Consider the following 26,231-nt stretch of genomic DNA (forward strand, 5'->3'; position numbering starts at 1 on the left):
TGAAAAAGCCGCCCGAAGGCGGCCTGTCTTTTTCGAGTTGTGGGGATCAGCGAGCGATGATCTTCAGCGCGAGCAGCGCAGCGAGCGCGGCGGCCTGCGCGGGCGCATCCATCGACGCATCCCACACGAGTTCCGACGTGTTCACTTCGCAGTCGCGCACGACGATTGCACCCGGCGTGTCGTTCAGCGTTGCATCGACGAGACCGAACGAGATGCCCGCAGCGATCTGCGAACCGTCCGTCGCCGTCTTAACGCAGGGCACCCACTTGCCCGAGCCAGCAGCGACGGTGACCGTGAAGCTGTCGCCGGCGACGAAGGCCGTACCGCCTGCCGTGATCGTGAAGCCGAGGCCGCCAGCATTGAATGCAACGCCCGTCGTGCCGTGTCCGACTTCCTTGCCGGTCGGATCGGAAACGACGTAATGCGTCGCATCGTCGAACTCGACCGTATAGGCACCGGCCTTTGCCGCGCCGACCGTGATCGCGCCGAACGTACCGTTGCCCGTGTTCGTGCCGAGCGCTGCGGCGGCCGCCGTCGTGCCGACGGTCTGCTGGCCCATCACCGTGCCGGGATAGACCTTGACGGCGCCCGTGAAGGTGCCACGATCGATATGACGGTGACCACGCGGCTGCGAGACCAGAAAGCCGCCCGCGTGCCATTGCTCGATCAGGGGCGAGCGAGAAACGTAGCTCATGAGAGTTCCTTAGATGAAGATGTGAGAGGTACGCTTACGCGCGCTTGCCCGTCGCCTTCGTGAAGGCGCGGTCCCAGCCTGCCGATGCTTCGCGTTGCGGGTTGCGCTGCATTTCGCCGCCCGCGCCGAGCTGGGGATTGCGGTCCGCCCGCCGCTGCGACTGCGGTGTTGCCGCGCCGCTCGGCGCCGAACGCAGCACCGCGAGCGCTTCTTGACGCGTCATGCGCGTCTTGAATGCAAGGTTCGCTGCCATTTCGACGTTGCGGGCTGCGTACTTCGAGCCCATGATCGCAGCGCAGCGCGCCTGCTCACGGCGACGCGCGCGTGCGACGGCGCTCTTGCCGCGCATTTCGTCGTCATCGTCTTCGGCGTCCGGATCGCTGTCGTCGTCGCCTTCGTCCGCTTCGTCGTCTTCCGCGCGCTTGCCCTTCTTGCCCTTGCCGGAGTCGTTCTCGACTTCGTCGTTCTCTTCGTCTTCCGCATCCGGGTCGTCGGTGCGATCTTCAGCACGTTTGCCCTTCTTGCCCTTCGAGCCTTTTGCGTCGCCGTCGTCGCGATCCTGCTCTTCCTGATCCTGCTCTTCAGCGCGCTCGTCGTCTTCCTGACGATCGTCTTCGGCTCGCGCGCCGCGGGGTTTGATGCCGGCGAGATGGGCGAACGAGAGCCCGCGCGCCGCGAGGGTGCGAATACTCATATGTGAACCTCTTGGGTTGGGGAAATGTCAGCCCAGCTCTTTGAGCAGGGAGCGAAACGCTTCGTCGGGCGCCATCACGGCGTCAGCGAAGCCGATCTCGACACCAGCGGCACCGAGAAAGGTGGTTGCCTGCGTCTTTCGAACGACGTCGGCGGAAAGGTTGCGATTGCGAGCGACCGTCTGAACGAAGAGTTCGCCCATTTCATCGACTTCGGCCTGGTACCGGTCGAGCGCCTCTTTCGAGAGCGGGTTGAACTGATTGCCGTCGGCCTTGCGATCACCGTATTTGATGATCGTGACGGTCAGCCCAGCCTTGTCGATTGCCTTGCTCTGATCTACGTGCATGCAGATCACTCCGACACTGCCCGTGCCGCCTGTCCGCGGGACCGTGATCTGCTCGCATGCGCTTGCGAGCGCATAAGCAGCGCTGTACCCGGACTCGTTCAGGATCGCAAGCGTTGGCTTGACGCTGCGCGATTCGTAGATCAGGTCGGCTAAATCGAAGCAGCCAGCCACTTCACCGCCTGGCGAGTCGATCGACAGCACGATCGCCTTCACTTTCTTGTCATCTAGCGCGGCAAGGAAGTTGTGGCGGATTGCGTTGTAACCGAGCATCCCCGAATACGGCCGAAGGTTGCTGCTTTTCTGGACGAGCGTGCCCGACACGTCGATGACCGCAACCCCCTGCGTCAGGTCATACGGCGTCTCTTCGTATTGCTCGCTCGGGCCGTCGTCCCACTCGTCGTAAGCCATCGGCTTCACGAAAACCGGCGCTTCGCCGGCGAACTCGACATCGGAAATTCCGAATCGACCGGCGAGCACCTTCGCAATCACCTGTCCCTTGGTGGGGTGGATCGCCAGCGGCACGTCAAACACGCGCGCCGCTGCAAACGGATAGGTTTTCATTGAGACTCGCTCTGGGTTAACGCCCGCTTCGCAGCAAACTGGGCACGCGTACGCGCGGCCTGTGCTGCTCGCATTTCAGGCGTCCATTTGGCGCGCTGAGACACCGAATGTCTCGCCTTCCACTCAGGGTCGGACGTCGTCTTCCTAAGCCGCTCCTTGTGTGCGGCGATTCGCTCAGGCGTCATCTGCGCCTTGACCTGTGCCGCACGAGCGGCGCGACGCTCTGGCGTCCAAACTTCCTTCTGCTTCTCTCGCTGCCTTGCCAGCATTTCGGGCGCGTTCTGTTGGGCGGATCGTCGAGCACGCTCTTCGGGGGTCTGCCGCTCAGCCATCTTCGCGGCCCATTCCGCTCGACGCTCCGGCGTCCAGCCGCTCTTTACTTTCTCGCTGAGTTGCTTTCGATACTCCGGGGTCATCTTGGCGATTTGCCGCCGCGACATCTCAACCCTCACAGAATCTTTGACCTCAATTCCCGGAGTTCCTTCTCCGCCGTCCGTCTGGTTCGTGAGGTCGCAGCCAGCAGCGCGATAGTGCGCGATCCAGAATTGCTCGCATTCAGCCCAGTCTGCACCTGCTGTCGCTACACATTCGATGACCGGTATTAGCCCGGCCATCCTGAGCCCTGCAATCCAGCAGTCACGGTGCGTTTTCTTAGCATCGCTTCTATGAACGTGCGCATTTAGCCGCCGAGCGAGACTTTGCACCGTTTTGCCCACATACCGAACAGCATGCGTGCGGGGGTCACGAAGCACGTAAATCTTCGTTTCTCTTTCCATTCTTCTCAGCTGAAACGAAGACGCGCCCGAAGGCGCGTCAAGGACTATTGCGGTTGCGGTGTTGGCTCTGGCTTGCCCACCTCGGCGGCGGCAACCTCACCAGCCCAGTCGGGCGGATTGAGACCAAGCTCCTTGAACATCTTGACTTCCAGTGCGCGCTGATGAAGGACTTCCTCCCAATCTCGGCCCTGCTCCTTCGCTTCGTCGCGGAGCGTCGACAGGCCGCCATCCATGCGCATTACTGCTCCGGCCGCCTCCTTTGTAACGTCGACATATCCCCGTCCAACGCCAAGCCAGTCACAGCGCGAGTATTCGGTTGCTGCTTCGATGTAGTCGGGCGCATTGCGCGGCAGGACATCGTCGAGATCCCCGTTTTCCATCGCCTCCCGAAGCCAGCACGCGTAGATCGGCGTTGCGGTGCCGACCTTGAAGTCAGCGCTTCGACGAGACAGCGTCTTCCAGCTTTCGAGCATCGCAGCTCGAGCGCTGGAATAGTTCGTCCTGCTCCAATCCTGCGTGATTTGCTCAGCGGATACGCCAAGCGCGGCCGCGATCGAGCGGAGCATCTCATGCGCGAATTCGCCGAATCCACTGTGCGGATGCGCGGCGTTGACCTGCTTGATGTCTTCGCCTGGCGCCAACGTTGGGATGCGAACACTGTTGAGCATCGCGGGACGCTCTTTCGACCAGTCGGCGCGAAGGTCCTGATAGAACCCAAGTTCTTCGCCATCGCTGTCCATCGCCGACTCGATCATCTTCGGATCGAAGGGGCTCGTCACGTATGTCCCGAAAATCGTCGCGACGGTCGCGGCCTGCAGCTCGACGCCGTAGTACCGGGCGAGCATCTTCGCGTGCGCCAGCACCGGCGTGAAAACACCAATGCCGCGGTTCTGCCCCGCGCGATCGCGCTCGAAGTCGTGCACTACGCGACGCCAGCCGTCTTCGTCGACGCGCGGGACTCGCTCCCACTCCATTGACTCCACAGCGTTGTACCAATCGTTCTGGTGCGCCCTGCGGATGTGATACGCGAGCGGAACACCGTAATCGTCTATCTCAACGCCGCCGCGCAGATATTTCGTGTCGACAATCTGGTACGGATTCGACAGGCGGTCCGGATCGATCAGCATGAAGCTCGTAGCGTAGCGAGCACCTCCCACGCCGATCCGCTCCGGCATCCAGTAGCTGACGAACAGACTTTCGCCGTCGATCAGCTTATGCCGGAGCGCAAGCCGCAGCTGCTGCGACATCGTCAACTGGCGGGAGACATCGTTGAAGTGCTCGATGTCCTCCGAGTAGTTGCGCCAGAGCGCTTCGACAGCACGTCGGAACTCGTCTGCCCACGTTGCATCGAATCCGCGCGCGCGCATCGAGAGCGATCGGTAATCCGGGTTTGCCGACAGACGCAGATGCGCGCCGACAGTGTTGTCCAGAATGCGGGTGATGCCACCGCTAGCCCAGCCGTCGTTGCGCGCGAGATCGCGCGAACGCGCGACCATGCGATCGCGGAACTGGTTGATTTCCGAATCCGGCGAGCGGATGTAAGGAAACCACTGGCCCATCTCGGGCGTCTGGATGTTCGAGGCCTCGTACGGGAAGAGGCTCGAATATGACGGCTGCGTGATGCCCGGGCCGCCCCATCCAGAATCTGCGCGCGCACGCCCCCCTGCCGGCAGATCCGCGAACGGCTTGCCGGTGGAATCGACGATGAGTGTCATCAGAAAAGAACCCTGCGTGCGCGTGGATAGTTACAGATGATTCCGAGAGCCATTTGCAGCATCTCGATGGCTTTGCGAATCTGCGTGATGTCGCTTTGCTGATACGTGACCGACTTCGTGCCGTCGCCCTGGTTGTAGGTGGCAGTCACGATCTTCGCGCCCGAGGACAGATCGAAGTAGGCCGCCTGAAGCGCGGCCAACCGCGACTGCATGTCCGCAGTGCTCATTCCATCCGTGATTGCCATTTCTTTCCTATGCGAGGCGGTTCGTCAGCTTCTTCCTGACGGGTTTAACTTCGATCTGTGATGCCGCCGGCGCGGCCTGCGGAACTGCCTGCTCGGCTTGCGGCTGCGAAGCTTCGTAGTCAAGTGGCTGTGCAACGAGATCCGCGCGACGATTTAGCTTCAGGCCGAGATGCGTCAGACCGCACAGCGCGGCATACGCATATACGCGGCAGTCGAGCGCTTCATTGGCACGACCCGATGGCAACTCCCAGACCCGATACTTCTGGCCACCCGAGACCTTCACGACGGAACGTTCGGACGTGAGCTGCTCGAAGTAGCCGATGTCTCGGTCGTTCGGGAAGTGCATGTAGCCCGGCCCCGCCTCTTCGACGTGCAGTCGGTTCCGGATCGTGTCCTTCGCCGCATTCACGCCGAGAATCACCGGGCGGAACGATGCCTTCGTCTTCCGCGTCGGCTTCTTGATCGGCCAGACCGGATTACGCTTACCGCTGACTGCGGACTCGCCCTTGATCGCCCAGACCTTGCGGCCGAGTCGCGCTTTCGAGAAGTCGTAGACCTTTTGCGTGTGGTGACCGCCCGAGTCGATACAGACCGCCATCGCTTCAAACGGTCGTCCGTCAGCGCGATGCCAGACACGATTGAGCAGAGCGTCGAGCCGCTCCCACGGCTCCGGCGTTTCCATGTCGCCTTCGATCACCTCATAGGCGATCGACCAGCTCTCTTCGTTGCGCCCCCAACCGACAACTTCGACTTCGAAGCGATAGTCCTGCGTGTCGACGCCGATCGTGATGACCGCGACGCCGTCGGGCACTTCCGCCGCCCACCGTTCGCCGCGCGCGACGAGCGCCTCGAGGCGCAGCACCTTGCCCGAGTTCGGGCGATACGGCATGCCGGCCTGTGTGTTCCACCAGGTCTGCTTCTTCTCTTCGTCGCCTTCGGCTTTGAGCCACTTCGCCGCGATGTCGGACGGCTTATCCTTCTGCCATGGGCTGTAGAGCTTGCTCGCCTGGAAGCCAGCATGCTCGTTATCGACCTTCCATTCGCCGCATTCCGGACACTTGGCGCGATACACTGCATGGCGATCGCTTTCCCACCAGTCCCAGACCTGCGCGATCGCGGCGTCGATCTTCGTCTCGCGCGAGTCTTCAGGCCCACGCCAGGCGCGCTCGTAAGCATCCAGTGGCACATGCCGGCCGCCGCAGCATTCGAATGGCTTCGTTTGATGCCACCGCGCGGTCTGCAGCGCACGCAGCCGGTCGCCTTCCGACCAGATCTGGCCGCATGACTCGCACGAGATCCTCGCCGTCTTCGGAAAGTGCTCGACGACATTGCCGCTGTCGTCGCGGCGCTTGTCCCAATCGACGTGCTTGAAAAAGTCGGGAAACATGCGATGCCCGCAATGCGGGCACGCGATCGACGCGCGGCGTTGATCCGATTCCTTGTAACTCGCCTCGATCCGACTCTCATCCTCGACCGTGGGCGAGCATGCGCGAATCGAAAGCCAGTTGACGCCGAACGTCGCGGTCCGCTCTTCAGCCAGCGCGATCGGCTCGCCTTCGCGCGTCACCGGATACTTGTCGACCTCATCCGCGAGGATCACGCGCACCGGGCGCCGCGCCAAGTTGTCAGGGCTACCGGCGCCCGCCAAAGCCAGAAAGCCGCCAGGGAACGCCTTGAACAGCAGCGTCTCATCGGCATTCCGCGTCTTGCTTGTGCCGACGATCTCGCGCAGCGCCGGCGTCACGCGGATCAGCGGGCTGATTCGCTCTTTGCTGAACTGCTCCGCCGCGTCCTCTTTCGGTTGCAGCAGCAGGATCGGGCAAGGATCCAGGTGCGCGAAGTACCCGAAGACGTTTTCGAGCAACGCGGTCTTCAGCAGCTGGGTGCTCACCATCGTGGTGATCACATGCACACCCGGCTCGGTAACCGCCAGCATCGGGCCGCGGGCGATCTCGACCGTTGAGGTTTCCCAGTTGCCCGAGGTACTGCCCGCCTCTTTCGCGAGCTTTCTAAATTCGTCTGCCCATGCCGGCACGCTTATACGCGGCGGCGGCGTCCACGCGCGGCGTACAGACGCACGAAGCCGGTCAGCCTTCTCGTTCCGAGAAATTGGCTTCCGGTTCGCCGAGTTGGGCAATATGCTTGTGGACATGCGCGGTTAGGGTCTCGACAACCCGGTCGGCCTCGACGCCCAGATCGGCTGCCAAGATCGGACCTACTCTGGTCGGCCAGTTAAGCCACGCATCGCGCTGTGCCCGGAATTCCTCGAAGAGGATCGCAGTTGCGGTATCCAGCTCGACGAGCGACCCGGACTTTCGTTCGTACTCGAGCTGAGCCATCAGCCCGAGGTAGTTCTCTTTTAGACAGCGCGCCTCGTCGAAACTGAGCAGCTCGACGTTGCCCGAAAGGATTCGCCCGGCTACCTCGCTGGCGCTCTCTCCATCTTCGAGCGTTACCCCTTTCGCCGCCAGGGTAACAGACTGCCGTTTGTTACCTTTGGCCGTCTGCTTCGCTGATTGGGTAACAGCGGGAGCACCATCCCGACGGTATCGCGTCAGGTTCGCGTTCGACGCTTTGACGTCGATCGCATCGCCCGCAAACACAAGCCAGCCGCGCTCCTTCCATTTAGTCACCGTCTTGCGACTGACGCCGTGGAGTGCCGCGAACTCGCTCTGATTCATCGCCGGTTCTGTTACCTGTTACCCAATTTTCAAAACTCAGCGCTGGTGGAAATTCGCGAGTCTTCGCTCCCGCCCTGCTGCGATTGCCCGGGAAGGACCCGGCCGGTCAAAAAAGCATGCTTTTCACCAGAGCAGTGCATCGCGACGTGCAGCGCCAGTCCGCGCGCGTCAGCGCTTCGACGCGATGAACGCGAGTTCGTGCTTCAGGATCTGCGGGAACTTCTCGCGGATCTTCTTCATCAGCGCCTTCTGCACCGCATCGTTCGCGAGCGACTGCGGAATCGACGGGCCGAACAGTTCTTTGATCGGCAATCCGGATCGAACAACCTTGCCGTTGCGCATGACCTTCTTGTGCGTCTTGCCCGTCCGCTCGAAAACGCCTTTGTGACCGTTCCGCATCGTCGCGATGAACGCGTGACGCAGAACGGTTCGACCAGCTTTCACCTGCACGCTCACGCCGTTCTTGCCTTGGCGCGCGCCATAGTTGATCAGCGCCACCGGGCGACCCGTTGACTTGAGCACCGCGACGAGCTTGCCGCGGGATGCTCTCTGCACCGCGAACGAACTCTTGATCGCGCTCGACTTGATGTTGTAGCCAGCGCTTCGCACTTCCAGCGCGGCGGCCGTTCGGGCCTGCATCGCCGTCTTGTTGAGCGCGCGGACAACCGCTTTCTGGTGCTCGCCAACGTATCGGGTCAGGCTTGTCGCGACGCCCTTAACGTCAGCGTGAACATTTAGCTTCAGCATGTCAGGCCGAGGTTTTGAGCCAGGCTGACGGTAAAACGTCTGCGCCGGCGTCCCCGCGATAGAGCGGAACGTCGCGGACGAGCCGCGAGGGAGCGCCGGGCGCGAATGCCGTGACCGACACGAGCGCGATAGCCTTATCGGGCAGCAGCGCCGCATCCGTCGTCGCTTCGGTGATGATCGCTGCCACCGCCTTCTTGCCGTTCTGCCAGATCGACGAACGCATCAATGCGATCTCGCCCACAAAGGCTTCCGCATCGATTTTCTTGGGTGGACGTGCCATTCAGTCACCGGAAATAAAAAAGCCAGCGACGAAGGCGCGCTGGCGAATCCCACGACTCTCGGCGCAGGAGGAGACATTCGAAGAGAGTTACCGCGCTCGGTCCGCATGGCGCAGTGGCCCGCGATCGCGGCGCGCGACCGATTGCATCACCCTCACGACTTACGACTCAAACAATCGGAAAGCGTGAGAGCGATCGTTTATTCCGTCAGTTTCAGAACTATTCCGTTCGGCGCCTACGACGCAGGCATTGTTCCGTGTATCCCGGAATTTCGCGGGCAAGCACAAAAACAAAAAGCCCGCCGTCTTTCGACTGGCGGGCTCGTGAATTTGTGCCTACACACCCAGAGGGCTCGGCAGGCTGAGGTTCATTTGGGGCCCTCACTCCGGGCGAACATTTATTGGTCAGACGCGCTTCGCACCATCGAGCAATGCAGCCTGTTTCAGCCTGCTTCACGATTTAACTGGGCGCACTCTCCCGGGGAAGAATCCTAAAGGAATTTTTACGGGTTTACAAGGGGATTTTGTTGGCGATGAAAAACTGCTCTAACCTCACCACGGTCGCGCGCGCAAAAGACACCATTTCTACGTAGGTTCCATCCTGCCACATCACCCACCTCTCGTCCGTTGCGTTCAAGGGAAGCATGCCGATAGGGGCGCCACCGACCGTGCCGGAGAAACGAACCGGAGTAACATCGTCGCGCCTCGTAAGTCGCATGTGCTTCGCCTTATTGCAAACGTCGGCACAGTACTGGATCATCCAATCGGTACGCAGCGCTTGCAATTCTTCGCGGCTCACCGAGCCACCTTCTTTGACATAGTCAATGACGTGGTAGGCGGTCACGAAGAAATTGTAGACATGATCAACTGAAGCGTCGCTTTGAATGCGCGCTAGCTCCCGCTTCGCCTTGCGCAGCATTTCCGTTGCATCTGTCAACTCGAAGAAACTCACTTCTGCACCTCTGGCGAGAACCATGCAATGGCGAAGCATACGCTCAATGCGCTCAATATCCGCCCGGTCTGGATTGGGCTGACCGAGCGCCGCAGCGCGATCCATCGGCTGCGGTTTGCCAATCGTATTGGCAATTCCCGGGGTATTGCTGGTCGCTGCTAGGTTGCGTAGATGAACCACCGCCACCCGCACGCGCGGCGACCACCACTGCGGTCACAACCAGCGCGGCGGCTCCGACCGCCTGAGCGACGTGAACGCGCTTCAGACATCGTTCCTTGTCATCGCTATTGTTGCACCAGCTAGCGCAGCCCGTGAGCGACAGGACCAGCCCCCAGATCATTAGATTCTTTTTCATAGTGGCGTTTACGGCCGCTTCCAATTCCTTCTTTAGCCTTACACGTCGCTGGTATTTTCCCTACCGAGTTCAACGATCTTGATAAGGTGCCGCGACAGAAGCATGGGCAACAGGCGCTCTTTCGCCGCCTGATACGTTGCATGCTGGTCCCCGGCGCGGGCGCTGCTCCAAACCGTGCGTCCGCTCTCTTTGTTGCGCATGCTCGTCGAGATTGCCGCGCGCTGTTCGGGCCGCAGCATGTCGACGCAAAGCTGTACCTGCTCTGACTGGCGATCGTCGGCCCACTGATATGCGACCTCATCGTCCTCGTCCGCGCTCGATGGCGTGACGTAGCCGCGGCAAGTGCGATCCTCCGGACGATAGAAATGCGAGAGCGTCTCCGCGTGCGATTGACGGATCTGCCAGCGATACCACGTCAGCAGCAGTTCTTCGATTTGTTCGCTTTGGTCGCGCGTCATGGATTCCCCGTCAGAGTATTTCTTGCATCGCGGCATTTCGTAGACGTCCGTCCGCGCCTTCTGCATTCCGATGCTGCACACGTATTTCGATGTTCCGCCCCACCAGCTGCGCTCCAGTTGATTGCAGCCGAGGCAGGTGCGGCTTTGCTTTTCTTCCAGCACGACGGCCGGGTCGCGGAAGTCGCCTCGCCTCATTGGCACCCCGCCGCCGCGCGATATTTCGAGTACGGGCCGCGCACATAGCGATCGAACCGCGCCTTTGCCTCCGCGCTGTGGTCGAGCTGCGCGCGGCTTTCAACGCAGCACCGCGCACGGATAAACTCGGCGGCGTCGGTCGGGCTGTTCGCGGGCTGGTTCGTGGAGCACATCCATTCGATAAACAACGGCTCCTTCGCCCACCGACCGGCGAGATTCGCAAGTGGGCCGCCCTTTTCGCGCGCCGTCATGCCGCCACCACCGTGAAACTGATGCCGTGATAGATGAACCAATCGACGAGGGAATGCCGCAATTCCGCCGCGCGCGGAAACGGGAACTGCACCTGAACGCGGTCAGTCGGGTTGTTCGCGTCTTCCTGCTCGATCTCGCCGCACAGCGGACAGCCATCGAACGCGATCACTTTCGCCTGCGTGATGCTGTCGACACGCTGGCTGCTGCCGGCGATCAGGTGGTCAGGCACGTCGGCCCATTGGATGTATGCGTGTGCGCTCATTTGTCGTCGTCCTCGCCATTGATTTCATCGAGCCATTTGTCCATGCACGGGATACACACATAGCTGCGCCCCCAAAAATCCCCATCGATCAGCGCTGTTTCGACGCGAGCAACTGCGCCGCGCTCGATGATGTGTTGATCGCCATGGTTCGGATGCGCGCCCATGAAGCAAGCGTGCTGCTTGCGAACCTTGACGAGCTTCACCGTGCGGCACCGGATGTCGGACTCGTCGCCTTCCCAAGGGTCAAAATGAATGTAGTCGCTCTCTTGGTGCTTCACGGCTGCTCCTTCACATCCCATTCAAGATCGCCGCTCGCGAGAAACGGCTGCAATGACTTCCAGTTGTGTGCGACGACTACTTCAACCGTGTAGGTACCGTCCGGATTGAAGCGCGTCGCCGTCGCGTCCACGGCGTACTTCTCGGGCAGATACACATCGGCATGAATCCACGCGCCCGACGGCTTGCCGCCGTGCATCGTGTGCTGCGGCCCGCGCACGCGAACGACGAGGCATTCGAACGAGTGATAGTTTTCCATCCATCGACGACCCTTTCGGTACGACGGCAGCGGCATACGTACGACAAGCCTCAAGCGCCCTCCCAATTCAGTTCGTGAGACGCAGGCGTCGAGGGCTGGAGGTCATCAAGGCGCAGAAATGTAAAGCTGCCGCCGCGCAGCCATCCACCCGTGTCGATGTGATAGACGTTGCCCAACGCCGCCGGGCGCTTCAGGGGCGTGTGGCCGACCACCACGGCGCGCATGTCGGGCACACCTGAGTGGTCTTCGTCCTGAATGCGGTCGCGGTTCCACAGCACGCTGTTCGTGATACGTCGCAGCTTCGTGCCGCTGTCGGCGCAGGCGAACGCCTGGACCATGTCAGACCAGCTTTTGCCGTGGACGTCGGCGTGCACGATCCCGACGAGGCCGCCATCCGTCTCCACCTCGATCGCGTACGGCAGTTCGGCGAGAGCGTCGGCGATCATGACCTGCGCATAGCGCGGCTTCTCGATCAGCCATGCGCCGCCGGTCATCATGTAATGGTCACGGTCCCGATTGCCGGGCTCGACGTAGCGGATAGCCATGTCTTCGTGATTGCCCTGAACGGCGTGGAACCACGGTTTGCTGATCCACTCGACGGCGGTATCCGACTGCGGGCCACGGTCGACCAAATCGCCGACGGAAAAGAGACGGTCGACCCTCTCATCGAAACGGATCTTCGCGAGCTCGATCTCGAGCGCGGCGAAGCAGCCGTGGATGTCGCCGACGGCATAGTCGATGCCGACGGTGTTGCGCGCAAAGCGCCGCACGTATTTCGTGATCAAGCAGCCTCCTGCAGTTGAATTCCCATCTTTCTCGCCCTTACGGGCGCCCACCGCTCGTATGCGAGATCCCAGCGCGCGAATTTCGCCTCGCGCGACGCGCTGCCCTGATCGATCCATGCATGACATGCAACGCAACCCGGCACGGTGTATCGGTGCTCTGCCTTCTTGCCCATGCCCTTCCCGTGTCGGCTCTGGTTCGAGTGACACGGAACAACTGTTTCGGCGCCGAGGCATACACCCGGTACAGCCAGGTAGCACTGCTCGCCGCGGCATGCCGCGAGATACTTCGATCCTTCGGCGACTGTCGGCTTCTTAACGCGGCGCTTCCTCTGCGCTTGGTGCTCGACCGTCTTTCGATCCGCCAGCGCGAACGGCATCGGCTCTTTGCGCTTGAAGCCGGTGCGCGCGAGCGGCGTGCGGCGCTGGAGCGGAGCGGAACGCTTCAAGCAGCCTCCGCGTCCGCCGGCGCGAGTACGTCAGCACTCAAGACGACCATCCCAGCGGCGAGGCCAATAATCGTGCTGGCGCGATAAACCGGCAGGCCAAGATCGCGCAGGAGGTTCCGCTCGATCGGAGCGCCGCGCGACTGCTCCCATCCGGGGAGCATTGCAATGCCATCACAATCGACGGCAAGCTTGATGTCGACTCGCATGTAGTCGAGCCATGTAGCAAATGGGCCGAGATCGACAAGCGCCGGGTTCTCGACTTCGAATCCCAACGCCTCCAGCCGGGCGGCCTCCGCGTGGAACGCCGGTTTGTTGAGGTCCGGAAGGCCAGTCATTGGCCCGCTGAGATACAGTTTCATGCCGCGCTCCCGTACAGCGCCGACGAAAGCGAATCTCGCTTAACGCCGCCGCGTTTGATTTTTTGGTTGAGGGTGTATTGCTTTCGCTTGAAACTATGTTCGACCTTGTCCACTTCCTTGCGGAATCGGCGTGCACGCTCTGCCGATGTTTCGGGCCTCGGCTTCACGGCCGATTTGCCTTTACCGATCACGTACGCAGCTTCATTGCGCGCGTGGTCCGGATGGATCCCATAGCCCGCGATGTGGTATTCCCCGCGCTTAACGGCGCCGTCCAATGCCTCCCAGACAGACGTGCGTCGACTTGCCAGCGCAGACGCAACTTCCTTCGCCGTTCGCGGCTTGCGGTCAGCCATCAGCCGATTGATCAACGAGAACATCGGTCCGATGGGCTTCGCCTTCCTGCCCAGTCCAAGCTTCGATGCCTCTTTAGCCACCGCGGCGAAGGTGCGACCCGGAAGCCTGTCGAAATCGGTTTTCAGGTACACCGGGCTCCTCCAGATCTCGCGGATGATTTCCCGCTCTTCGTCAGACCATCGATTCCCCATCACTTCACCTCCACGATCTTCAGTCCCCGCGCGGCCATCAAATGGCGCTTGATGCGGTACCCCTCGGTTATCCGGCCCTTCACGTCTTCGATCACCTGCTCACCGTTGCGCTCGTAGACGAAGTCGGCGACGTATCGCAGCGCCGGGCGCTTGCGGCCGCCGATCATGACCGGCTCGGCGAGAATGAACGGCACCTGCAACTCGAGTTCGCTGATCTCGCCGCGCGCCTGCATCTGCACCAGGTCGTGCCAGCGCATCATTTCCCGCTTGCTGTCGAACTTGATGCCGCCCGACTCGCACTTCTCGTTTCGGTACTTCGACGGCTTCTTCGCGGGCGTCGCCGGCCGGATCAGCGACGGATCGAACGGGTCGTCGACGTCGATCGCGGCCGTCTGCGGCGGCACGCCCGTCTTTTCGTAGATCCGGCGTTGCGCCGTCGTCATCGTCGCCAGCGACGCCTCGCGCACGCGCGCCGTGCCGACTTGCGTCGTGCCTTCCGGGTATCGCAGTGATGTCGCTCGCTTCGTCATGCTGGTTTGTTGCTGTCCACGTAATTGCGCAGTTCGCGCTCTTGCCTCTCTGCCGCCCTATCGCCGAACTTCTTCCGTACCGACTCGACGAGATCCCATGCTTTGTTGCCCCGGCCTTCGTGCGCCTCGCGCACAGCAGCCGCGAATCGCTCCCAGCATTCAGAACGGGATCTCATCCGTGTGCGTGAACGTCGTGCGCTGCCTGTCGTCGACCATGCGGCTGTCCGTCGAGGCGAGCACATAGAACTTCTTGCCGCGGTGCAGGCGTGCAAGGCGCTCGGCTTCGTTCACTGCGCTCTGCCGCGACTGATGCTTGAAGCTCGGCGGCGTTTCGCCAGTCGGCGACCAGACGAGGAAAAACGGATTCGGTTCGACGAGGATCGTGCTCATGCGGCCTCCGCGAGCGCGACCTTGTCGCGCGGAATGTCGTTGAAGTAGCGATACAGGCCGTCGTAGTGGTCGTCGCCAAAGCGCGCAGCGTCGCGCAGCATGTCTTCCATCCATTCACCCGGGCCCGCCGCCTTCACAACGCGTGCCTTGAAGCGCATGAAGACTTCGCCTTCCTTCTGCGTGACGCCGAGCCGCCTGCCTTGCTCGGTGACGCCAGCGGTCGTCTTGTGCCAGTCAGCGGGGATTGCCTGCGCGCCGCTCGACTGCTGCGATTCGCCCTTGACCGGGAACAGGCCCGTCCAGCCGCGCAGCGCTGCCTCGTTGATGCAGATGACCGGGTCGTGCCCCTGCTCGCGCAGCATCGCCAGCTTCTGGATCGATACCTTTGCAGCGACTCTGGTCCACGGCGCATCACCGTCGGCGTGCTTGGTCTCCCGGTGTTCGCACCAGTCGTCCCACGAGGCTTGAGGCAACCAGTCGGGCAGTTCGGTTGCTCGCAGCTGGACATGCAACGCAATTCGCGACGTCCGTCGCGCGGGTTGACGGTTACCTGATGGTTCTTTGACGGTTACTGACGATTCGGGTGCAATAGCTGTTGCACCCTTTTGTGCTTCGTTTTGCACCCTTTCTTGTTCCGGATTGCACCCTTTCGTGTCGACGTTTGCACCCTTTGCATCTTCATCAATGGGTGCAATTTCTTCACCCTTTGAGTTGTCAACAATGAGTGCAATATCTGCACCGTTTATCCAGTCGGGATTGATGCGGTACTCGCGCGACTTGCCACGACCGCCCTTGCCCTGGCCGACGAGGATCAGCCAGCCGGACTTCTCCATGCTGCGCAGCTGGTACTGCACGGCGCGCTCGGACTGGCGCGTCTTCTCCGCGAGGCTCGCGATGCCAGGGAAAATGTGGGTGCCGTCGTCGTGCGCGTGATCCGCCAGCTTCAGCGCGAGGATCATCTCGCCGCCGCCGGCCGGATAACGGTCGAAGACCATGCCCATGACCTTCACGCTCATGCAGACACCACCGGCTTCGTCGACAGCAGTTGATGACTCGTCTGCGTCGCCAGATCCTTGCGACTGCCGACCACGAAAAGGCGCTTGGCGTCGAGCAGTTCACGAACGCGACCACAGACGCTGCCCAGTTTCAGATTCGTGATAGCCGCAATGTCCTCGCGCGTGAGCGGGGGGCGGCCGGCGCGGAAGGCGTCGAGTACCATCTTCTGGCCGTCTGTCAAATCCTTGACGGTGAGTGCGTGGTAAGCGTCGCTCTGCGTTTCGGCGACGCGGCGGCCCGAGCGGCCGCTGTAGATGTCCGTCTGCATGGCGGATCTCCAGTCAGGCACGCGGTTTGGCCGATTGGCACAGCGTCGGGGCGCTACGCAATGAGCGATAGCGCGTAAGGCCCTCCCCGCACTCCATGAATTCCGACATCCAGCAGCGCTTCGCGCGTTCCTGCTCCTTCGCGCCGATATGCGGCATGTACTTGCTGGTGCCGACGCGAGGGGCACCCGTCGTGGACAAACCAGCGACGGACGCGATCGTGCGACCAATCGATCTTGCGAGTTTCAACATGGGTGATCTCCTGCGGCGCCTGCCGCGTAGGACTGCTAATCGGAAACAGAAGGCGGCTGGCATTGCAATCGCCTTGTGTTGCAGATCAGCTTCTGATCCCCGTCGAGATGACCGCGTCTTTCAGCGGCCACCCCTGTTAATGCTTCGTTTCCTGGTGTGAATCGAGCAGCAGATGGCCCAAGACTCGGAATGCTTCTGCCACTTCGGGCTTTTGTGCAGCTTGTTTTTCAATTCCTTTCAACAGTGCGTCTTTGTCGTTGCCCCCAACCTGCTTCCGGGCTTCCTCTGTGGCCTGTCGGCCTATCCGAAGAGCCTCGTCGTGTGTCATTTCATGGCGTCTCCTGTCTCTGTATCACCTCTTCCATCAGCGTCAGCATCGCGTTGCGCGACAGCCATTGCGACACAGCGCGGTTCCCCACAACACGCTCATAATCAGCGACCAGGCGGGCCGGAAGATCCTGCCGCGCCTTACCGTGCCGATCCACAGCGACTCTGTTCAGCATGTTCGACATGTGCGACGGCGGCACGTCGAGCAGCTCGGCACACGTTCTTTGCGTCATGCCGCGCACGGCCCGGTTATCCCATCCGAGCACAACGGCATCACGGAAAGACGCGCACGCAGCGATCTGCTCGCGCGACAGAAACTTCGCCGACGCACGACCCTCGCGCATCATGGGCTCCAGAACAGGTGCAGCGGCCTTATGCGGCGTTTGTTCCATCTGCATCGTTAGGTCCTATAGAAAAAAACAACCGGATTCCAACTGGAATTACGACTCGGTCAGCACTTCAAATGAAGGCGTCTCAATGACGCCTTCATTCCATGACCGACCTACTGCACTGCACTGGCTCGCGCCAACTTGCTATGCTTTTTGAGTCCGCCGACGGGCGGCTGAACGTCATCCGACGCGGCCATGCGCTTCGTTTCCATGAGCTTCGTCAGGAACAGTTCGGGGTGAGCGATTTTCACGTCGGCAGGAATGCCGCGTTTTTTCCAGTTCTGAACGCGCTGGACTCCGCCCGCTGTTTTGTCATAACCGAGCAACTCGGCAACCTTCGCCGGGCCGCCCAGTTCGTCGATGAGCTGCCGGTCAGCAGCGATGTCGGAGTGTTTGCTCATAGTGCGTTCATTAAACACCATGTTTAAACAAAAAGCAAACACCACGTGTAACAACAAAACGTTTACTTGGGCGACAATCCGCGCCATGACAGAGTCCATCCATCCGACCGCAGCTCGCCTGCTTTTAGCTGCCGCCTCGTTGAGCCAGGAAGGCGTAAGCGGCCCTTCCGACCTCGCGCGTGTGCTCGGTGTCTCTCCGCAGGTGGCGACGAACTGGATGCGGCGCGGCGTATCGAAGGAAGGCATGCTGGCCGCGCAAGAGAAGCTCGGAGCGAACCCCACGTGGATCCGGACAGGCGAAGGGGAAATGGCGTCGGCCGGTGTTAAGCACACACCTACCGAAATCAAAGACCCGAATAGCATCTATAAGGCGCCCGTCTCCGAGCCTTCGGAAATCGCGACCCCCGATAATCTAGATCCCACGACATTGACGGGGCCGCAGCGGATCCGGGCCTCGCTCGGGCCGCAAAATCTGACAGCTGAAACGCTGGCAAGCGTCGCAGCCGTCGGTGCCGACGTCGCATCGCTTTGGCTAGCTGGTCAAGGCCCCGAGCCGACACTCATTCAGGCCGTCGCGCTACAGAATACATACGGGGTTAATTCGGTTTGGATTCTCAAAGGTAAGGGAACACCAGGCGTCGCCGTCCGATACGACGATGAGTGGCGACCGGTGACATTTAAGAATTGGCACCTCGTGCCGGTGAAGGGCATGGCGCAACTAGGCGATAACGGATATTGGGCTGAGATCGAATATGGCGAGGGGTACGTCGCCACTGCCAGCCTCGACAAGGACGCATACGCCGTTCGTTGCAAGGGCGACTCGATGCGGCCTCGCATTAAGGACGGCGAGTACGTCGTGCTCGAGCCCAACCAGCCGATCAATCCGGGCGACGAGGTGCTTGTAAAGGCAAAAGACGGCCGCGTCATGGTGAAGGAATTCGTCTACGAGGCCCAAGGCAAGATTTTTCTGCTATCGACGAACGAGGCACACGGAAAGATTTCCGTCGAGCGCGCCAATATCGAGCACATGCATTACGTCGGCTGGATTGCGAAGCCCTCGGCATATAGAGCCCAGAGCTAGGCGACAGGCCAACCAAGACGACCAAACCCGCTATGGCGGGTTTTTTTGTTTCATCACCGTCCAGACGCAGAAAAATTAAACACAGTGTTTGACATGCGGTTAAACATGGTGTTTAATACATCTCAAGCGCTGAGTGATCAGCGCGGACGTGCGGAGCGCCCTAAGCTCAGAACATTGCCGCGCAGTGTTTTGTACTTAGAGCGCATCTCACACACAACCAGATCGTCTGGAGTGAGAGATGAACGTCAGCAAAGCGATGCACCGTGCGCAGTTCAAAAGCCTCGACGGCCATTGCCGTTTCGTAGCTCGCATCGGTCGCTCGACCGTAGTCCTCACCCTCTCTGATCTGGCCCATTGCCCGAAGGCGCGTATTCAGGTGGCGTTCTCTGCCGGTCGAATCGTTGCGCCTCGCTGATCGCACAGGTGATCGAGATGGAAGCCGTTCAACCCCTGCACTCCGCAGCGTCGCGCATGTTCGATGAGGTCGAGTACTTCGCCAGCATGCCCCCGCTCAGCGATGCCGAGCAGGCGCAGTATGCCCGCCGCACCACGAAGCGCCCGCTTCTCTGCTTCGCGATCCTCGCCGCGCTGCCCTTCATCGCTGAAGGCGTCTGCCGTTTGCTGAAGGTGTGGTGATGCGCGAACAGATCCGAATCTGGGCTGGCGCCGCTGTTGTCGTCGTGGTGTATCTGATGCTCTGCTCCGCAAACGACCACACCGCCGCTGAATACCAACGCTGCAGCGTGGTTCGCTGCACCTGATCCCGAAAAGGCTCACCGAAATGGACTTCATCATGGCTATCTGTTTCGCAGTCCTCAGTGGACTGGTGGTAGGCGCTTTTCTAGGCGTTGCATCGGTGCTGTTCTGCATGGCGGGAAAACGCAGCGACAACGCAGTCGAGCACGAAAGCGACGCGGCGCCCTACCCGCGCTACTACGAATAAACCGCAGTCCCTTCACACACGGAGTTAATCAATGAAGAAGGCATTTACGCAGACCCTCATGGAGTTGCGCGGGGGGGCAGTCGTCGAAGAGGCGACCAACGAACTGAACACGCTGGTCGCGATGGTTCGCGATACCGGCAAGGCCGGGAAGATCACGATCACCGTCGAGGTGAAACCCTTCGCGAAGGTGCAAGACGCGCTCGAAGTGACCGGCAAGGTCGTCGCCACGCTGCCGAAGGAAAAAGAATCGGCCGAGGTGTTCTTCCCGACCGTCGAAAACAACCTCTCGCGTCACAGCGAGCGTCAAACAGAGCTGCCTGGCATCTCGCTGGCAGACACTCCCAGCCCCCGCGTGTCGCTCGGCTAATCGCGCGGCAAACCTCCCACCACCAATACCAAAACGGATAAGACATGCTCAACGATTTCCAAGGCGAACGCGACGTCGCCGCTGTGCTGGCCGCTGGCACCTCCCTCGCAGGTGCACAGAAAAGCCCCCTGCAAGATGGCAAGCCGTTCGTCATCGTTCCGGACGGCTATAAGGCGCAGATTGTCGACGAAGTGTTCGGCAATCCGGCGCGCGCAAGCGGTCTCGTGAAGCTCCGCGACGCGAACAGCTTCGTGTCCTACTTCAACCGCCAGAAGCGTCCCGAAAGTCTGATCTACGCATCGCTCGACCCGGCAAAGATCCTCGGCGTGATCGACGATCACCGCGCATATAGCACGGTATCGCAGGGCGACGGCGCTAACTGGCGCGGCTATCGCGTCGAGTTCGCTGTGCCGGCCTCGCGCGAGTGGAAGGTCTGGACGGGCTCCGATCGCAAGGGTCTCAACCAACTCCAGTTCGCCGAGCTGATCGAAGACAACCTGCCCGACATCGTGTCGCCGGATGGCTCGACGATGCTCAGCGTCGCGCTCAACTTCGAGGCGAGCAAGGAGGGCAACTTCGTGTCGGCCGCGCGCCTGCAGGACGGCAGCACGAACTTCGTCTGGAAGGAAGACGTGAACGCCACCGGCAACAAGGTCGCGATGCCGTCGCAGATCACGCTCGAAATCCCCGTGTTCGAGAACGGCCAGCCGTCGCCCGTCGAGGCACGCATCAAGTACCGCATCAAAGACGGCAATCTGACCATCTGGTACGAGCTCGTGCGCCCGCACAAGGTGCTCGAAACCGCTTTCCGCGCCATCTGGTCGCAAATCGAAGAGCAGACGGCAACGACGATCCTGCTGGGTTCCCCCGAGTAACTGCGAGTGCGGCGGCTCCCCGAGCCAGCGCTTTGAGGGTGCGGTCCCGGCCCTCTCTTTTTGAATCGAAGGCTCTGCCGCAGCCAAAGGTCTGTCCTGATAAGCAGTCGATTGGGCACCTCCACGAGAATCCCCGGTCCGTGTCGGGTCTCGCAGCAGAGCAAATCTAGTTTAGGACACGCGGAATAGTCATGAAAGAACGTCCGATCCTCTTCAGCGGCCCGATGGTGCGCGCTCTGCTCGACGGCCGCAAGGGACAAACGCGTCGCGTCGTGAAGTTGCCGCACAACAATCCGCTGGGTTCGTGGGAGCCGACGACTATCGGCGGTCCAGACGGCGGACGCACCGCCAGCGGCGAGACGATTCCTTTTCAAGGCGCCATCTGGCACACCCGTACCGGCGACAGCTTGATGTGTCCGCACGGGCAGCCTGGCGATCAGCTTTGGGTTCGGGAAAGCGGCGTCAAGATCAAGCTCGCTGCGAGCGACTTTCACATCTTTCGTCATGATGAGCCGACGACGCTTCGAATCGGCGATTACTGGGTCGAGCAAACACGCGCGCCCGGTGCCAGTTACAACGTCGCCGGATGCTCGCGGGAAACCGCTCTTCGGTCCTATAGCGGCGCCAAGGTCGTGCCGTCGATCCACATGCCGCGGTGGGCATGCCGACTCGAGCTCGTAATCGCCAATGTGCGCGTCGAGCGCGTGCGGGACATCAGCGAGGCAGACGCCGCCGCCGAAGGTGTCGAGAGCCTGCGCAACGAAGGCGAGTACTGGAAAGACTACCTGCGGTCGACGAAGCATCAGGACGAACTGACCTGCTTAAGCGCTCGCGAGTCGTTCCGGACGCTGTGGGACAGCATCAACGCCGCTCGCGGGTTCGGTTGGGATGCTAACCCGTGGGTCTGGGTCGTCGAATTCAAGCGGACCGGGGCGTGACCATGCCAATGAGAGCGCAACCAGCATTACTCGCAGTCCCGGCGACCCTGACTGCTGCGTGTCTGTCAGTAATGGCAGGCTGGCAGCGTGGCGGGTTTCTGGCTGAGCGGGTGCTCTGGATCGCCGTCGGCGTCGTGCTGCTTGTCGCCGCTCACCTGCTCCCTGCCCTGATCCGTTCGCATGGCCGGCGTATCCGGTTTGTCGGCGTCCTGCTCTGGATCGGCTGCATGGCGGCCACCTGCTACGGGCACGCGGTCTTTTTCCTCCTGGCTCAGAAGCATGCTGGCGAGGTGCGTGCGGCAGCAGTCCCGGCAGTCACGACGACCGGCCGTAACCCGGCAGTCATCGCCGCCGACCGCGCTGCGCTCGTATCGCGACTGGCCCGAGCTACCGAACGCCGCTGTGCCGAACCGTGCCCGAGCCTGCGCATCGAGCGCGCGTCGCTTGCTGCTCGGCTGGATGCGATCGATGCCGAAGCAGCACAGGCGAAGCGTCAGGAATCCGCGCAGGACCGCGCCGACGCCGCGCGCGCCGCTGCCGTCGCTGATCCTGTGACGGGCGCCGTGACCGCGTTCGGCATCCCGTCGGGTCGCGTCGATCTGCTCGCCGGTCTCGCTTTCGCGGCAGTACTCGAAGCAGTCGCGTGCTTCTGCTGGCTGCTCGCGCTGCGCCCGGTCGAATCGCTCAAACCCAATACTGGCGCGGCAGTAACGCCAGTCACGAACATCAAGTCACCAGTCGTGACCGAGTATCGCGGCTACGTTCCGGACGCCAACGGCCCGTTACCACCGCCGCCGCAACCCGTCGCAGCCGTCATCGAAGCGCCCGACGACGCCGCGCGCGTACTCGCCGAGATTGCCGCTGGGCGGATGCGCGGCACGGTCGCGGAAATCAGGAAGTTCCTCGGCAAGTCACAGGCGCACGCGGCAGCAGTACGGAAGCAAATCAGCGGGCCGGCGCAACCGGCAATCAACCAATAACCGAAAACATGAAACGCGATCTGATCAGCTTGCCGCTGGACCTCGGGAGCGAACTTATCATCGACAACTTCGCTGGCGGCGGTGGTGCGAGCACCGGCCTCGAGCGCGCGTTCGGCCGTCCCGTCGACGTCGCGATCAACCACGACCCGGAGGCGATCGCTATGCACACGGCGAACCATCCGCACACCGCGCACTACTGCGAGAGCGTCTTCGGCGTTGATCCGATTGCAGTGACGCGTAATCAGCCCGCTGCGCTGGTGTGGCTGTCGCCCGACTGCAAGCACTTCAGCAAAGCGAAGGGCTCCACGCCGGTATCGAAGAAGATCCGAGGACTCGCGTGGATCGGCCTACGCTGGGCAGCGACGGTCAAGCCGCGCGTGATTATGCTCGAAAACGTTGAAGAGTTTCAGACGTGGGGCCCGTTGGCCGCCGACGGCCGCCCCGACCCGAAGCAGAAGGGCCGCACGTTCCGTTCGTTCGTAAATGCGCTTCGTGCGCAGGGTTACGTAGTCGACTGGCGCGAGCTGCGCGCCTGCGACTTCGGCGCGCCGACGATCCGCAAGCGCCTGTTTCTTGTCGCACGCCGCGATCATCTGCCCATCGTGTGGCCGACGCCCACGCACGGCGACCCGAAGAGCGCAGCCGTGCGCGCGGGGAAACTTCAACCGTGGCGCACTGCCGCAGAGTGCATCGACTGGTCGCTGCCCTGCCCGTCGATCTTCGAGCGCTCCAAGCCGCTGAAGGACGCGACGCTGCGCAGAATCGCGAAAGGCATCATGAAGTTCGTCGTGAATAGCGCCGATCCGTTCATCGTTTCGTATTACACGGCGGACGACCGTTTCCGTGGACAGCCTGTCGATGCCCCGCTCGGCACGCCGACGACAGCAAACCGCTTCGCCGTCGTTGCGCCGACGCTCATGCACCTGACGCACCAGGGCGCTGATCGTAACGGCGATCTCAACCAACCGTTGGCGACGGTGACCGGCGCGCATCGCGGCGAGCAGGCGCTCGTGTCGGCGACGCTGATCCAGACGGGTTACGGCGAGCGCGAAGGCCAATCGCCGCGCGTTCCCGGCCTCGATAAGCCGCTCGGCACGGCCGTCGCGGGCGGCGTCAAGCATGCGGTCGTTTCTGCCTTCCTCGCGAAACACTATGGCGGCGTTGTCGGTACGGGCGTCGATGTGCCAACTGGCACCGTGACGACCACCGACCATCACTCGGTTGTGACGTCGCACTTGCTGAAGCTGCGCAACAACCAGTTTGGCCAGGACGTGCGCGAGCCGATGCCCACGCTTACAGCGGGCGGCGGCCACGTCGGCGAAGTGCGCACGCTGCTGCAGAAGTATCACGGCCCCGACGCGCTCGGCATCGTAACGATCCGCGGCGAGCAATACGCAATCGTCGACATTGGCATGCGCATGCTCACGCCGCGCGAATTGGCGCGCGCCCAAGGATTTCCCGACAGCTACGTGCTCGACCCCGTGTTCGAAGGCAAGCCGCTCTCTAAGACTGCGCAAGTACGGATGATCGGCAATAGCGTCTGCCCGGATCTTTCCACTGCACTTGTCGTCGCCAACTTCGCGCACGAAAAGCAACTTGCCGGCGTCGCCGCCTGATCTGATCTAACCGCAAGGACAACGATAACCATGACCGAATATCCAATGCTCGATGACAAGCTGGCGACGCTGCGCAACGCTATCGAAGACGGCGTAAAGGCAGACAGCGCTCAGTGCCTGTCGCTGATGGAACTGGTGGACGCAATCGGAGAACAGTTCAAGCGCGAGCTGGCCGAATTCGAGATGTCTCCAGAATTCACCGACAGCGCCCGCGCGGCGCTCGTATGGGTGCTCTACCACCATCAGGGCGGATCGTCGCCCGTCGGCCAGCCGATCAGGTTCGCGCTCGGCATGGGCGCGCACGATCCGCTGAAACCGGCTCAGATTGGCGAAGCGCTGAAACTCGCGGAGAAATGCCATTTCCCCGCGGCGCGAGATATTCCCGCAGCCCCTTCCGCGCCAGCCGTCGATGGAGCGAGCGCAGCCGATTTCGATTCGGCGCAAGCCGTGTGGAACGACTGGCTGAAACTGCGCGGGACGGACGTCGATTTCAAATCTCACAACGCGGCGACCGAACTCGTGCGGTACGCAATGAACCGCACCGCACTATCCGCAGAGGCGGCGGCAGGGGAGCCGGTTGCTTACGTGCCGATCCATCCGAAGAACGGCCCGCTGTGGGCGAATACGGTGCCGACGCTCGATAGCGACCGTCCGAAGCATTACGAGACTCGCGCGCTGTATTTCACCGCCCCTCCAGCCGCTAAGAAAGGGGAATGACATGGGCAAGCGATACGAGATCGACCCGCTGACGAACTACACGGTCGACGAGAATGGTTGCTGGATCTACCAAGGTCGGAAGGACGCATACGGCTATGGGCAAGTCTGGTGGCGCGACAGGGACTGGCGCGCGCACCGGGCGTTCTACACGCATCACAAGGGCGAAATTCCGAATGGCCTGTTTGCTTGCCATACCTGCGATAACCCGCCGTGCGTGAACCCGGATCACATCTTCCTCGGCACGAACAACGACAACATTCAGGACTGTGTTAGCAAGGGACGTCAGAACTCGTCGCGAGGTATCCGCCAACACTCTGCGAAGCTTAACCCGGCGAAGGTAGTTGAAGCGCGTCGCCGGCATGCCGCTGGCGAGACTACCGCTTCCCTTGCGCGTGCGTTCGGCATTGTCGAATCAGCGATGTACAAGATTATTCGGCGCATCACATGGAAGACGGCTGAGCAGGACTTGGCCGCCTCTAGCGCCACAGCCAGCGACAAGGAGGGAGCGTGAAGCTGATTCTCGATCCTTGCTGCGGCAGCCGCATGTTCTGGTTTGATCGCGCGAATCCTGCCGTCGTGTTCGGCGACCAGCGACGCGAGACCGTCACCGTCACGGACCGCTCACACGGCCGCGAAGACGGTACGCGCACGTTGAACATCGAACCGGATTTTCTGATGGACTTCCGCGCACTGCCGTATCCCGAGGCCTCATTCAAGCTCGTGTCGTTTGATCCGCCGCACCTGGTGCGCGCAGGCCCGAAAAGCTGGCTTGCGGCGAAGTACGGAAAGCTGTCACAGGACTGGCGTGAAGATCTGCGCCGCGGCTTCGCCGAGTGCTTCCGCGTTCTCGATGATCACGGCGTGCTGGTCTTCAAGTGGAATGAAACGCAGATCAAGGTCGGCGAGGTGCTCGCGCTCACGCCTGAGAAGCCACTGTTCGGCCAGGTCAGCGGACGCAAGGGAATGACGCACTGGCTCGTGTTCATGAAGCGCGCAGCCAGCGACAGCGCTCAAGGAGGTCCGGCGTGAGCGAGTGGCGAGACAACGCAAACCGAGCGGCCGCACGACGCTTGGGCAGACTGTCGCGCTATGGCTCGCGCCGGATCAAAAGCGCAATCCGCTACTACATGCGCCGGCAGCGCAAACATTTCGATCCGCACGGCGTGCTCTGGTACGACGACGCCTATGTGCTCGATCTCGTGCTCGAACGCATCCCGTTTTGAA

At 61.6% G+C, this 26,231-nt stretch carries 41 protein-coding genes; 13 read left to right on the forward strand and 28 right to left on the reverse strand.

What is annotated here, in order from left to right; translation table 11 throughout:
* Window positions 1-46: 46 nt before the first annotated feature.
* The 28 genes from BPHY_RS09585 to BPHY_RS38620 all read right to left on the reverse strand — a co-directional run bounded on the left by BPHY_RS09585 (window position 47) and on the right by BPHY_RS38620 (window position 17,577).
* Window positions 47-694, reverse strand: a complete 648-nt coding sequence (locus BPHY_RS09585) for a head decoration protein (protein WP_012401272.1) — start codon at window positions 692-694, stop codon at window positions 47-49.
* Window positions 695-728: 34 nt separating this feature from the next.
* Window positions 729-1,388 carry a hypothetical protein gene (locus BPHY_RS09590; protein ID WP_012401273.1) on the reverse strand — a complete coding sequence of 220 codons (660 nt, stop codon included), beginning with the start codon at window positions 1,386-1,388 and terminating at the stop codon, window positions 729-731.
* A 27-nt stretch (window positions 1,389-1,415) separates the two neighbouring features.
* Window positions 1,416-2,294, reverse strand: coding sequence for a S49 family peptidase (locus BPHY_RS09595; protein ID WP_012401274.1), 879 nt, complete (start codon window positions 2,292-2,294; stop codon window positions 1,416-1,418).
* Window positions 2,291-3,070, reverse strand: a complete 780-nt coding sequence (locus BPHY_RS09600) for a GIY-YIG nuclease family protein (protein WP_012401275.1) — start codon at window positions 3,068-3,070, stop codon at window positions 2,291-2,293. The genes BPHY_RS09595 and BPHY_RS09600 overlap by 4 nt, the downstream gene beginning before the upstream one ends.
* A gap of 44 nt (window positions 3,071-3,114) precedes the next feature.
* Window positions 3,115-4,785: a phage portal protein gene (locus BPHY_RS09605; RefSeq protein WP_012401276.1), complete on the reverse strand. Its 1,671-nt coding sequence runs from the start codon at window positions 4,783-4,785 to the stop codon at window positions 3,115-3,117.
* On the reverse strand, window positions 4,785-5,012 hold the full coding sequence (gene gpW / locus BPHY_RS09610) for a gpW family protein (protein ID WP_244304889.1): 228 nt from the start codon (window positions 5,010-5,012) through the stop codon (window positions 4,785-4,787). Before gpW ends, BPHY_RS09605 begins: the two co-directional genes overlap by 1 nt.
* A 25-nt stretch (window positions 5,013-5,037) precedes the next feature.
* A complete protein-coding gene (locus tag BPHY_RS09615; protein WP_157686523.1) occupies window positions 5,038-7,182 on the reverse strand; it encodes a phage terminase large subunit family protein in 2,145 nt (714 codons plus the stop codon).
* A complete protein-coding gene (locus BPHY_RS09620; protein ID WP_012401279.1) occupies window positions 7,118-7,711 on the reverse strand; it encodes a hypothetical protein in 594 nt (197 codons plus the stop codon). The genes BPHY_RS09615 and BPHY_RS09620 overlap by 65 nt, the downstream gene beginning before the upstream one ends.
* 168 nt (window positions 7,712-7,879) lie before the next feature.
* Entirely contained in the window at window positions 7,880-8,458 is a 579-nt protein-coding gene (locus tag BPHY_RS09625; RefSeq protein WP_012401280.1) for a phage tail protein, read from the reverse strand.
* Window position 8,459: 1 nt separating this feature from the next.
* A complete protein-coding gene (locus BPHY_RS09630) occupies window positions 8,460-8,699 on the reverse strand; it encodes a hypothetical protein (RefSeq protein ID WP_157686525.1) in 240 nt (79 codons plus the stop codon).
* A 547-nt stretch (window positions 8,700-9,246) separates the two neighbouring features.
* Complete coding sequence (locus BPHY_RS09635; protein ID WP_244257605.1) at window positions 9,247-9,867, reverse strand: hypothetical protein; 621 nt, start codon at window positions 9,865-9,867, stop codon at window positions 9,247-9,249.
* A 213-nt stretch (window positions 9,868-10,080) separates the two neighbouring features.
* On the reverse strand, window positions 10,081-10,662 hold the full coding sequence (locus BPHY_RS38615) for a hypothetical protein (RefSeq protein WP_157686526.1): 582 nt from the start codon (window positions 10,660-10,662) through the stop codon (window positions 10,081-10,083).
* Between the two features lie 29 nt (window positions 10,663-10,691).
* The gene (locus BPHY_RS09645; protein WP_012401284.1) at window positions 10,692-10,946 is read right to left on the reverse strand and encodes a hypothetical protein; all 255 of its coding nucleotides are present in this window, start codon (window positions 10,944-10,946) and stop codon (window positions 10,692-10,694) included.
* Entirely contained in the window at window positions 10,943-11,209 is a 267-nt protein-coding gene (locus BPHY_RS09650) for a hypothetical protein (protein ID WP_012401285.1), read from the reverse strand. Before BPHY_RS09650 ends, BPHY_RS09645 begins: the two co-directional genes overlap by 4 nt.
* The gene (locus BPHY_RS09655; protein ID WP_012401286.1) at window positions 11,206-11,487 is read right to left on the reverse strand and encodes a hypothetical protein; all 282 of its coding nucleotides are present in this window, start codon (window positions 11,485-11,487) and stop codon (window positions 11,206-11,208) included. The genes BPHY_RS09650 and BPHY_RS09655 overlap by 4 nt, the downstream gene beginning before the upstream one ends.
* Window positions 11,484-11,744 carry a hypothetical protein gene (locus BPHY_RS09660; protein WP_012401287.1) on the reverse strand — a complete coding sequence of 87 codons (261 nt, stop codon included), beginning with the start codon at window positions 11,742-11,744 and terminating at the stop codon, window positions 11,484-11,486. Before BPHY_RS09660 ends, BPHY_RS09655 begins: the two co-directional genes overlap by 4 nt.
* Before the next feature lie 50 nt (window positions 11,745-11,794).
* Complete coding sequence (locus BPHY_RS09665) at window positions 11,795-12,529, reverse strand: metallophosphoesterase (protein ID WP_012401288.1); 735 nt, start codon at window positions 12,527-12,529, stop codon at window positions 11,795-11,797.
* Window positions 12,526-12,906 (reverse strand): nuclease domain-containing protein, encoded by a 381-nt coding sequence (locus BPHY_RS09670; protein WP_407671201.1) that lies wholly within the window; start codon window positions 12,904-12,906, stop codon window positions 12,526-12,528. Before BPHY_RS09670 ends, BPHY_RS09665 begins: the two co-directional genes overlap by 4 nt.
* A 65-nt stretch (window positions 12,907-12,971) precedes the next feature.
* Window positions 12,972-13,334, reverse strand: coding sequence for a DUF4406 domain-containing protein (locus tag BPHY_RS09675; RefSeq protein WP_012401290.1), 363 nt, complete (start codon window positions 13,332-13,334; stop codon window positions 12,972-12,974).
* Complete coding sequence (locus tag BPHY_RS09680; RefSeq protein ID WP_041763515.1) at window positions 13,331-13,819, reverse strand: hypothetical protein; 489 nt, start codon at window positions 13,817-13,819, stop codon at window positions 13,331-13,333. The genes BPHY_RS09675 and BPHY_RS09680 overlap by 4 nt, the downstream gene beginning before the upstream one ends.
* 59 nt (window positions 13,820-13,878) lie before the next feature.
* Window positions 13,879-14,409, reverse strand: a complete 531-nt coding sequence (locus BPHY_RS09685) for a DUF1064 domain-containing protein (protein WP_012401292.1) — start codon at window positions 14,407-14,409, stop codon at window positions 13,879-13,881.
* Between the two features lie 159 nt (window positions 14,410-14,568).
* Window positions 14,569-14,799 (reverse strand): hypothetical protein, encoded by a 231-nt coding sequence (locus BPHY_RS09695; RefSeq protein ID WP_012401294.1) that lies wholly within the window; start codon window positions 14,797-14,799, stop codon window positions 14,569-14,571.
* Window positions 14,796-15,815 carry a helix-turn-helix domain-containing protein gene (locus tag BPHY_RS09700; RefSeq protein WP_012401295.1) on the reverse strand — a complete coding sequence of 340 codons (1,020 nt, stop codon included), beginning with the start codon at window positions 15,813-15,815 and terminating at the stop codon, window positions 14,796-14,798. The genes BPHY_RS09695 and BPHY_RS09700 overlap by 4 nt, the downstream gene beginning before the upstream one ends.
* Window positions 15,812-16,123, reverse strand: a complete 312-nt coding sequence (locus tag BPHY_RS09705; protein ID WP_012401296.1) for a hypothetical protein — start codon at window positions 16,121-16,123, stop codon at window positions 15,812-15,814. Before BPHY_RS09705 ends, BPHY_RS09700 begins: the two co-directional genes overlap by 4 nt.
* 13 nt (window positions 16,124-16,136) lie before the next feature.
* Window positions 16,137-16,373 (reverse strand): hypothetical protein, encoded by a 237-nt coding sequence (locus tag BPHY_RS09710; RefSeq protein WP_012401297.1) that lies wholly within the window; start codon window positions 16,371-16,373, stop codon window positions 16,137-16,139.
* A 136-nt stretch (window positions 16,374-16,509) separates the two neighbouring features.
* On the reverse strand, window positions 16,510-16,701 hold the full coding sequence (locus BPHY_RS09715) for a hypothetical protein (RefSeq protein ID WP_041763516.1): 192 nt from the start codon (window positions 16,699-16,701) through the stop codon (window positions 16,510-16,512).
* A gap of 1 nt (window position 16,702) precedes the next feature.
* A complete protein-coding gene (locus tag BPHY_RS09720; protein ID WP_012401298.1) occupies window positions 16,703-17,098 on the reverse strand; it encodes a hypothetical protein in 396 nt (131 codons plus the stop codon).
* A gap of 104 nt (window positions 17,099-17,202) precedes the next feature.
* Entirely contained in the window at window positions 17,203-17,577 is a 375-nt protein-coding gene (locus tag BPHY_RS38620) for a hypothetical protein (protein ID WP_244257604.1), read from the reverse strand.
* On the opposite strand from BPHY_RS38620, the gene BPHY_RS38625 reads away from it, so the two are divergent.
* The 13 genes from BPHY_RS38625 to BPHY_RS41680 all read left to right on the forward strand — a co-directional run bounded on the left by BPHY_RS38625 (window position 17,576) and on the right by BPHY_RS41680 (window position 26,230).
* A complete protein-coding gene (locus tag BPHY_RS38625) occupies window positions 17,576-18,571 on the forward strand; it encodes a S24 family peptidase (RefSeq protein ID WP_012401300.1) in 996 nt (331 codons plus the stop codon). The two genes, BPHY_RS38620 and BPHY_RS38625, sit on opposite strands and share 2 nt — an antisense overlap.
* 238 nt (window positions 18,572-18,809) lie before the next feature.
* Window positions 18,810-18,986, forward strand: coding sequence for a hypothetical protein (locus tag BPHY_RS41670; protein WP_157686528.1), 177 nt, complete (start codon window positions 18,810-18,812; stop codon window positions 18,984-18,986).
* Window positions 18,987-19,003: 17 nt separating this feature from the next.
* A complete protein-coding gene (locus BPHY_RS09740) occupies window positions 19,004-19,207 on the forward strand; it encodes a hypothetical protein (protein WP_157686529.1) in 204 nt (67 codons plus the stop codon).
* Window positions 19,208-19,364: 157 nt separating this feature from the next.
* Window positions 19,365-19,514 (forward strand): hypothetical protein, encoded by a 150-nt coding sequence (locus BPHY_RS41675; RefSeq protein ID WP_157686530.1) that lies wholly within the window; start codon window positions 19,365-19,367, stop codon window positions 19,512-19,514.
* 31 nt (window positions 19,515-19,545) lie between these two features.
* Complete coding sequence (locus BPHY_RS09745) at window positions 19,546-19,881, forward strand: hypothetical protein (RefSeq protein ID WP_012401302.1); 336 nt, start codon at window positions 19,546-19,548, stop codon at window positions 19,879-19,881.
* 44 nt (window positions 19,882-19,925) lie between these two features.
* Complete coding sequence (locus BPHY_RS09750; RefSeq protein WP_012401303.1) at window positions 19,926-20,756, forward strand: YfdQ family protein; 831 nt, start codon at window positions 19,926-19,928, stop codon at window positions 20,754-20,756.
* 191 nt (window positions 20,757-20,947) lie between these two features.
* Window positions 20,948-21,694, forward strand: coding sequence for a hypothetical protein (locus BPHY_RS09755; RefSeq protein ID WP_012401304.1), 747 nt, complete (start codon window positions 20,948-20,950; stop codon window positions 21,692-21,694).
* 8 nt (window positions 21,695-21,702) lie between these two features.
* Window positions 21,703-22,674, forward strand: coding sequence for a hypothetical protein (locus BPHY_RS09760; protein ID WP_244257602.1), 972 nt, complete (start codon window positions 21,703-21,705; stop codon window positions 22,672-22,674).
* An 8-nt stretch (window positions 22,675-22,682) separates the two neighbouring features.
* Entirely contained in the window at window positions 22,683-24,290 is a 1,608-nt protein-coding gene (locus tag BPHY_RS09765; protein WP_012401306.1) for a DNA cytosine methyltransferase, read from the forward strand.
* A 30-nt stretch (window positions 24,291-24,320) separates the two neighbouring features.
* Window positions 24,321-25,007, forward strand: a complete 687-nt coding sequence (locus tag BPHY_RS09770) for a hypothetical protein (protein WP_012401307.1) — start codon at window positions 24,321-24,323, stop codon at window positions 25,005-25,007.
* Window position 25,008: 1 nt separating this feature from the next.
* On the forward strand, window positions 25,009-25,518 hold the full coding sequence (locus tag BPHY_RS39115; RefSeq protein WP_012401308.1) for an HNH endonuclease: 510 nt from the start codon (window positions 25,009-25,011) through the stop codon (window positions 25,516-25,518).
* On the forward strand, window positions 25,515-26,036 hold the full coding sequence (locus BPHY_RS09780; protein WP_012401309.1) for a class I SAM-dependent methyltransferase: 522 nt from the start codon (window positions 25,515-25,517) through the stop codon (window positions 26,034-26,036). The genes BPHY_RS39115 and BPHY_RS09780 overlap by 4 nt, the downstream gene beginning before the upstream one ends.
* Window positions 26,033-26,230, forward strand: a complete 198-nt coding sequence (locus BPHY_RS41680; RefSeq protein WP_012401310.1) for a hypothetical protein — start codon at window positions 26,033-26,035, stop codon at window positions 26,228-26,230. The genes BPHY_RS09780 and BPHY_RS41680 overlap by 4 nt, the downstream gene beginning before the upstream one ends.
* Window position 26,231 lies beyond the last annotated feature (1 nt).

The sequence above is a fragment of the Paraburkholderia phymatum STM815 genome (assembly GCF_000020045.1).
Taxonomy (GTDB): Bacteria; Pseudomonadota; Gammaproteobacteria; order Burkholderiales; family Burkholderiaceae; genus Paraburkholderia; species Paraburkholderia phymatum.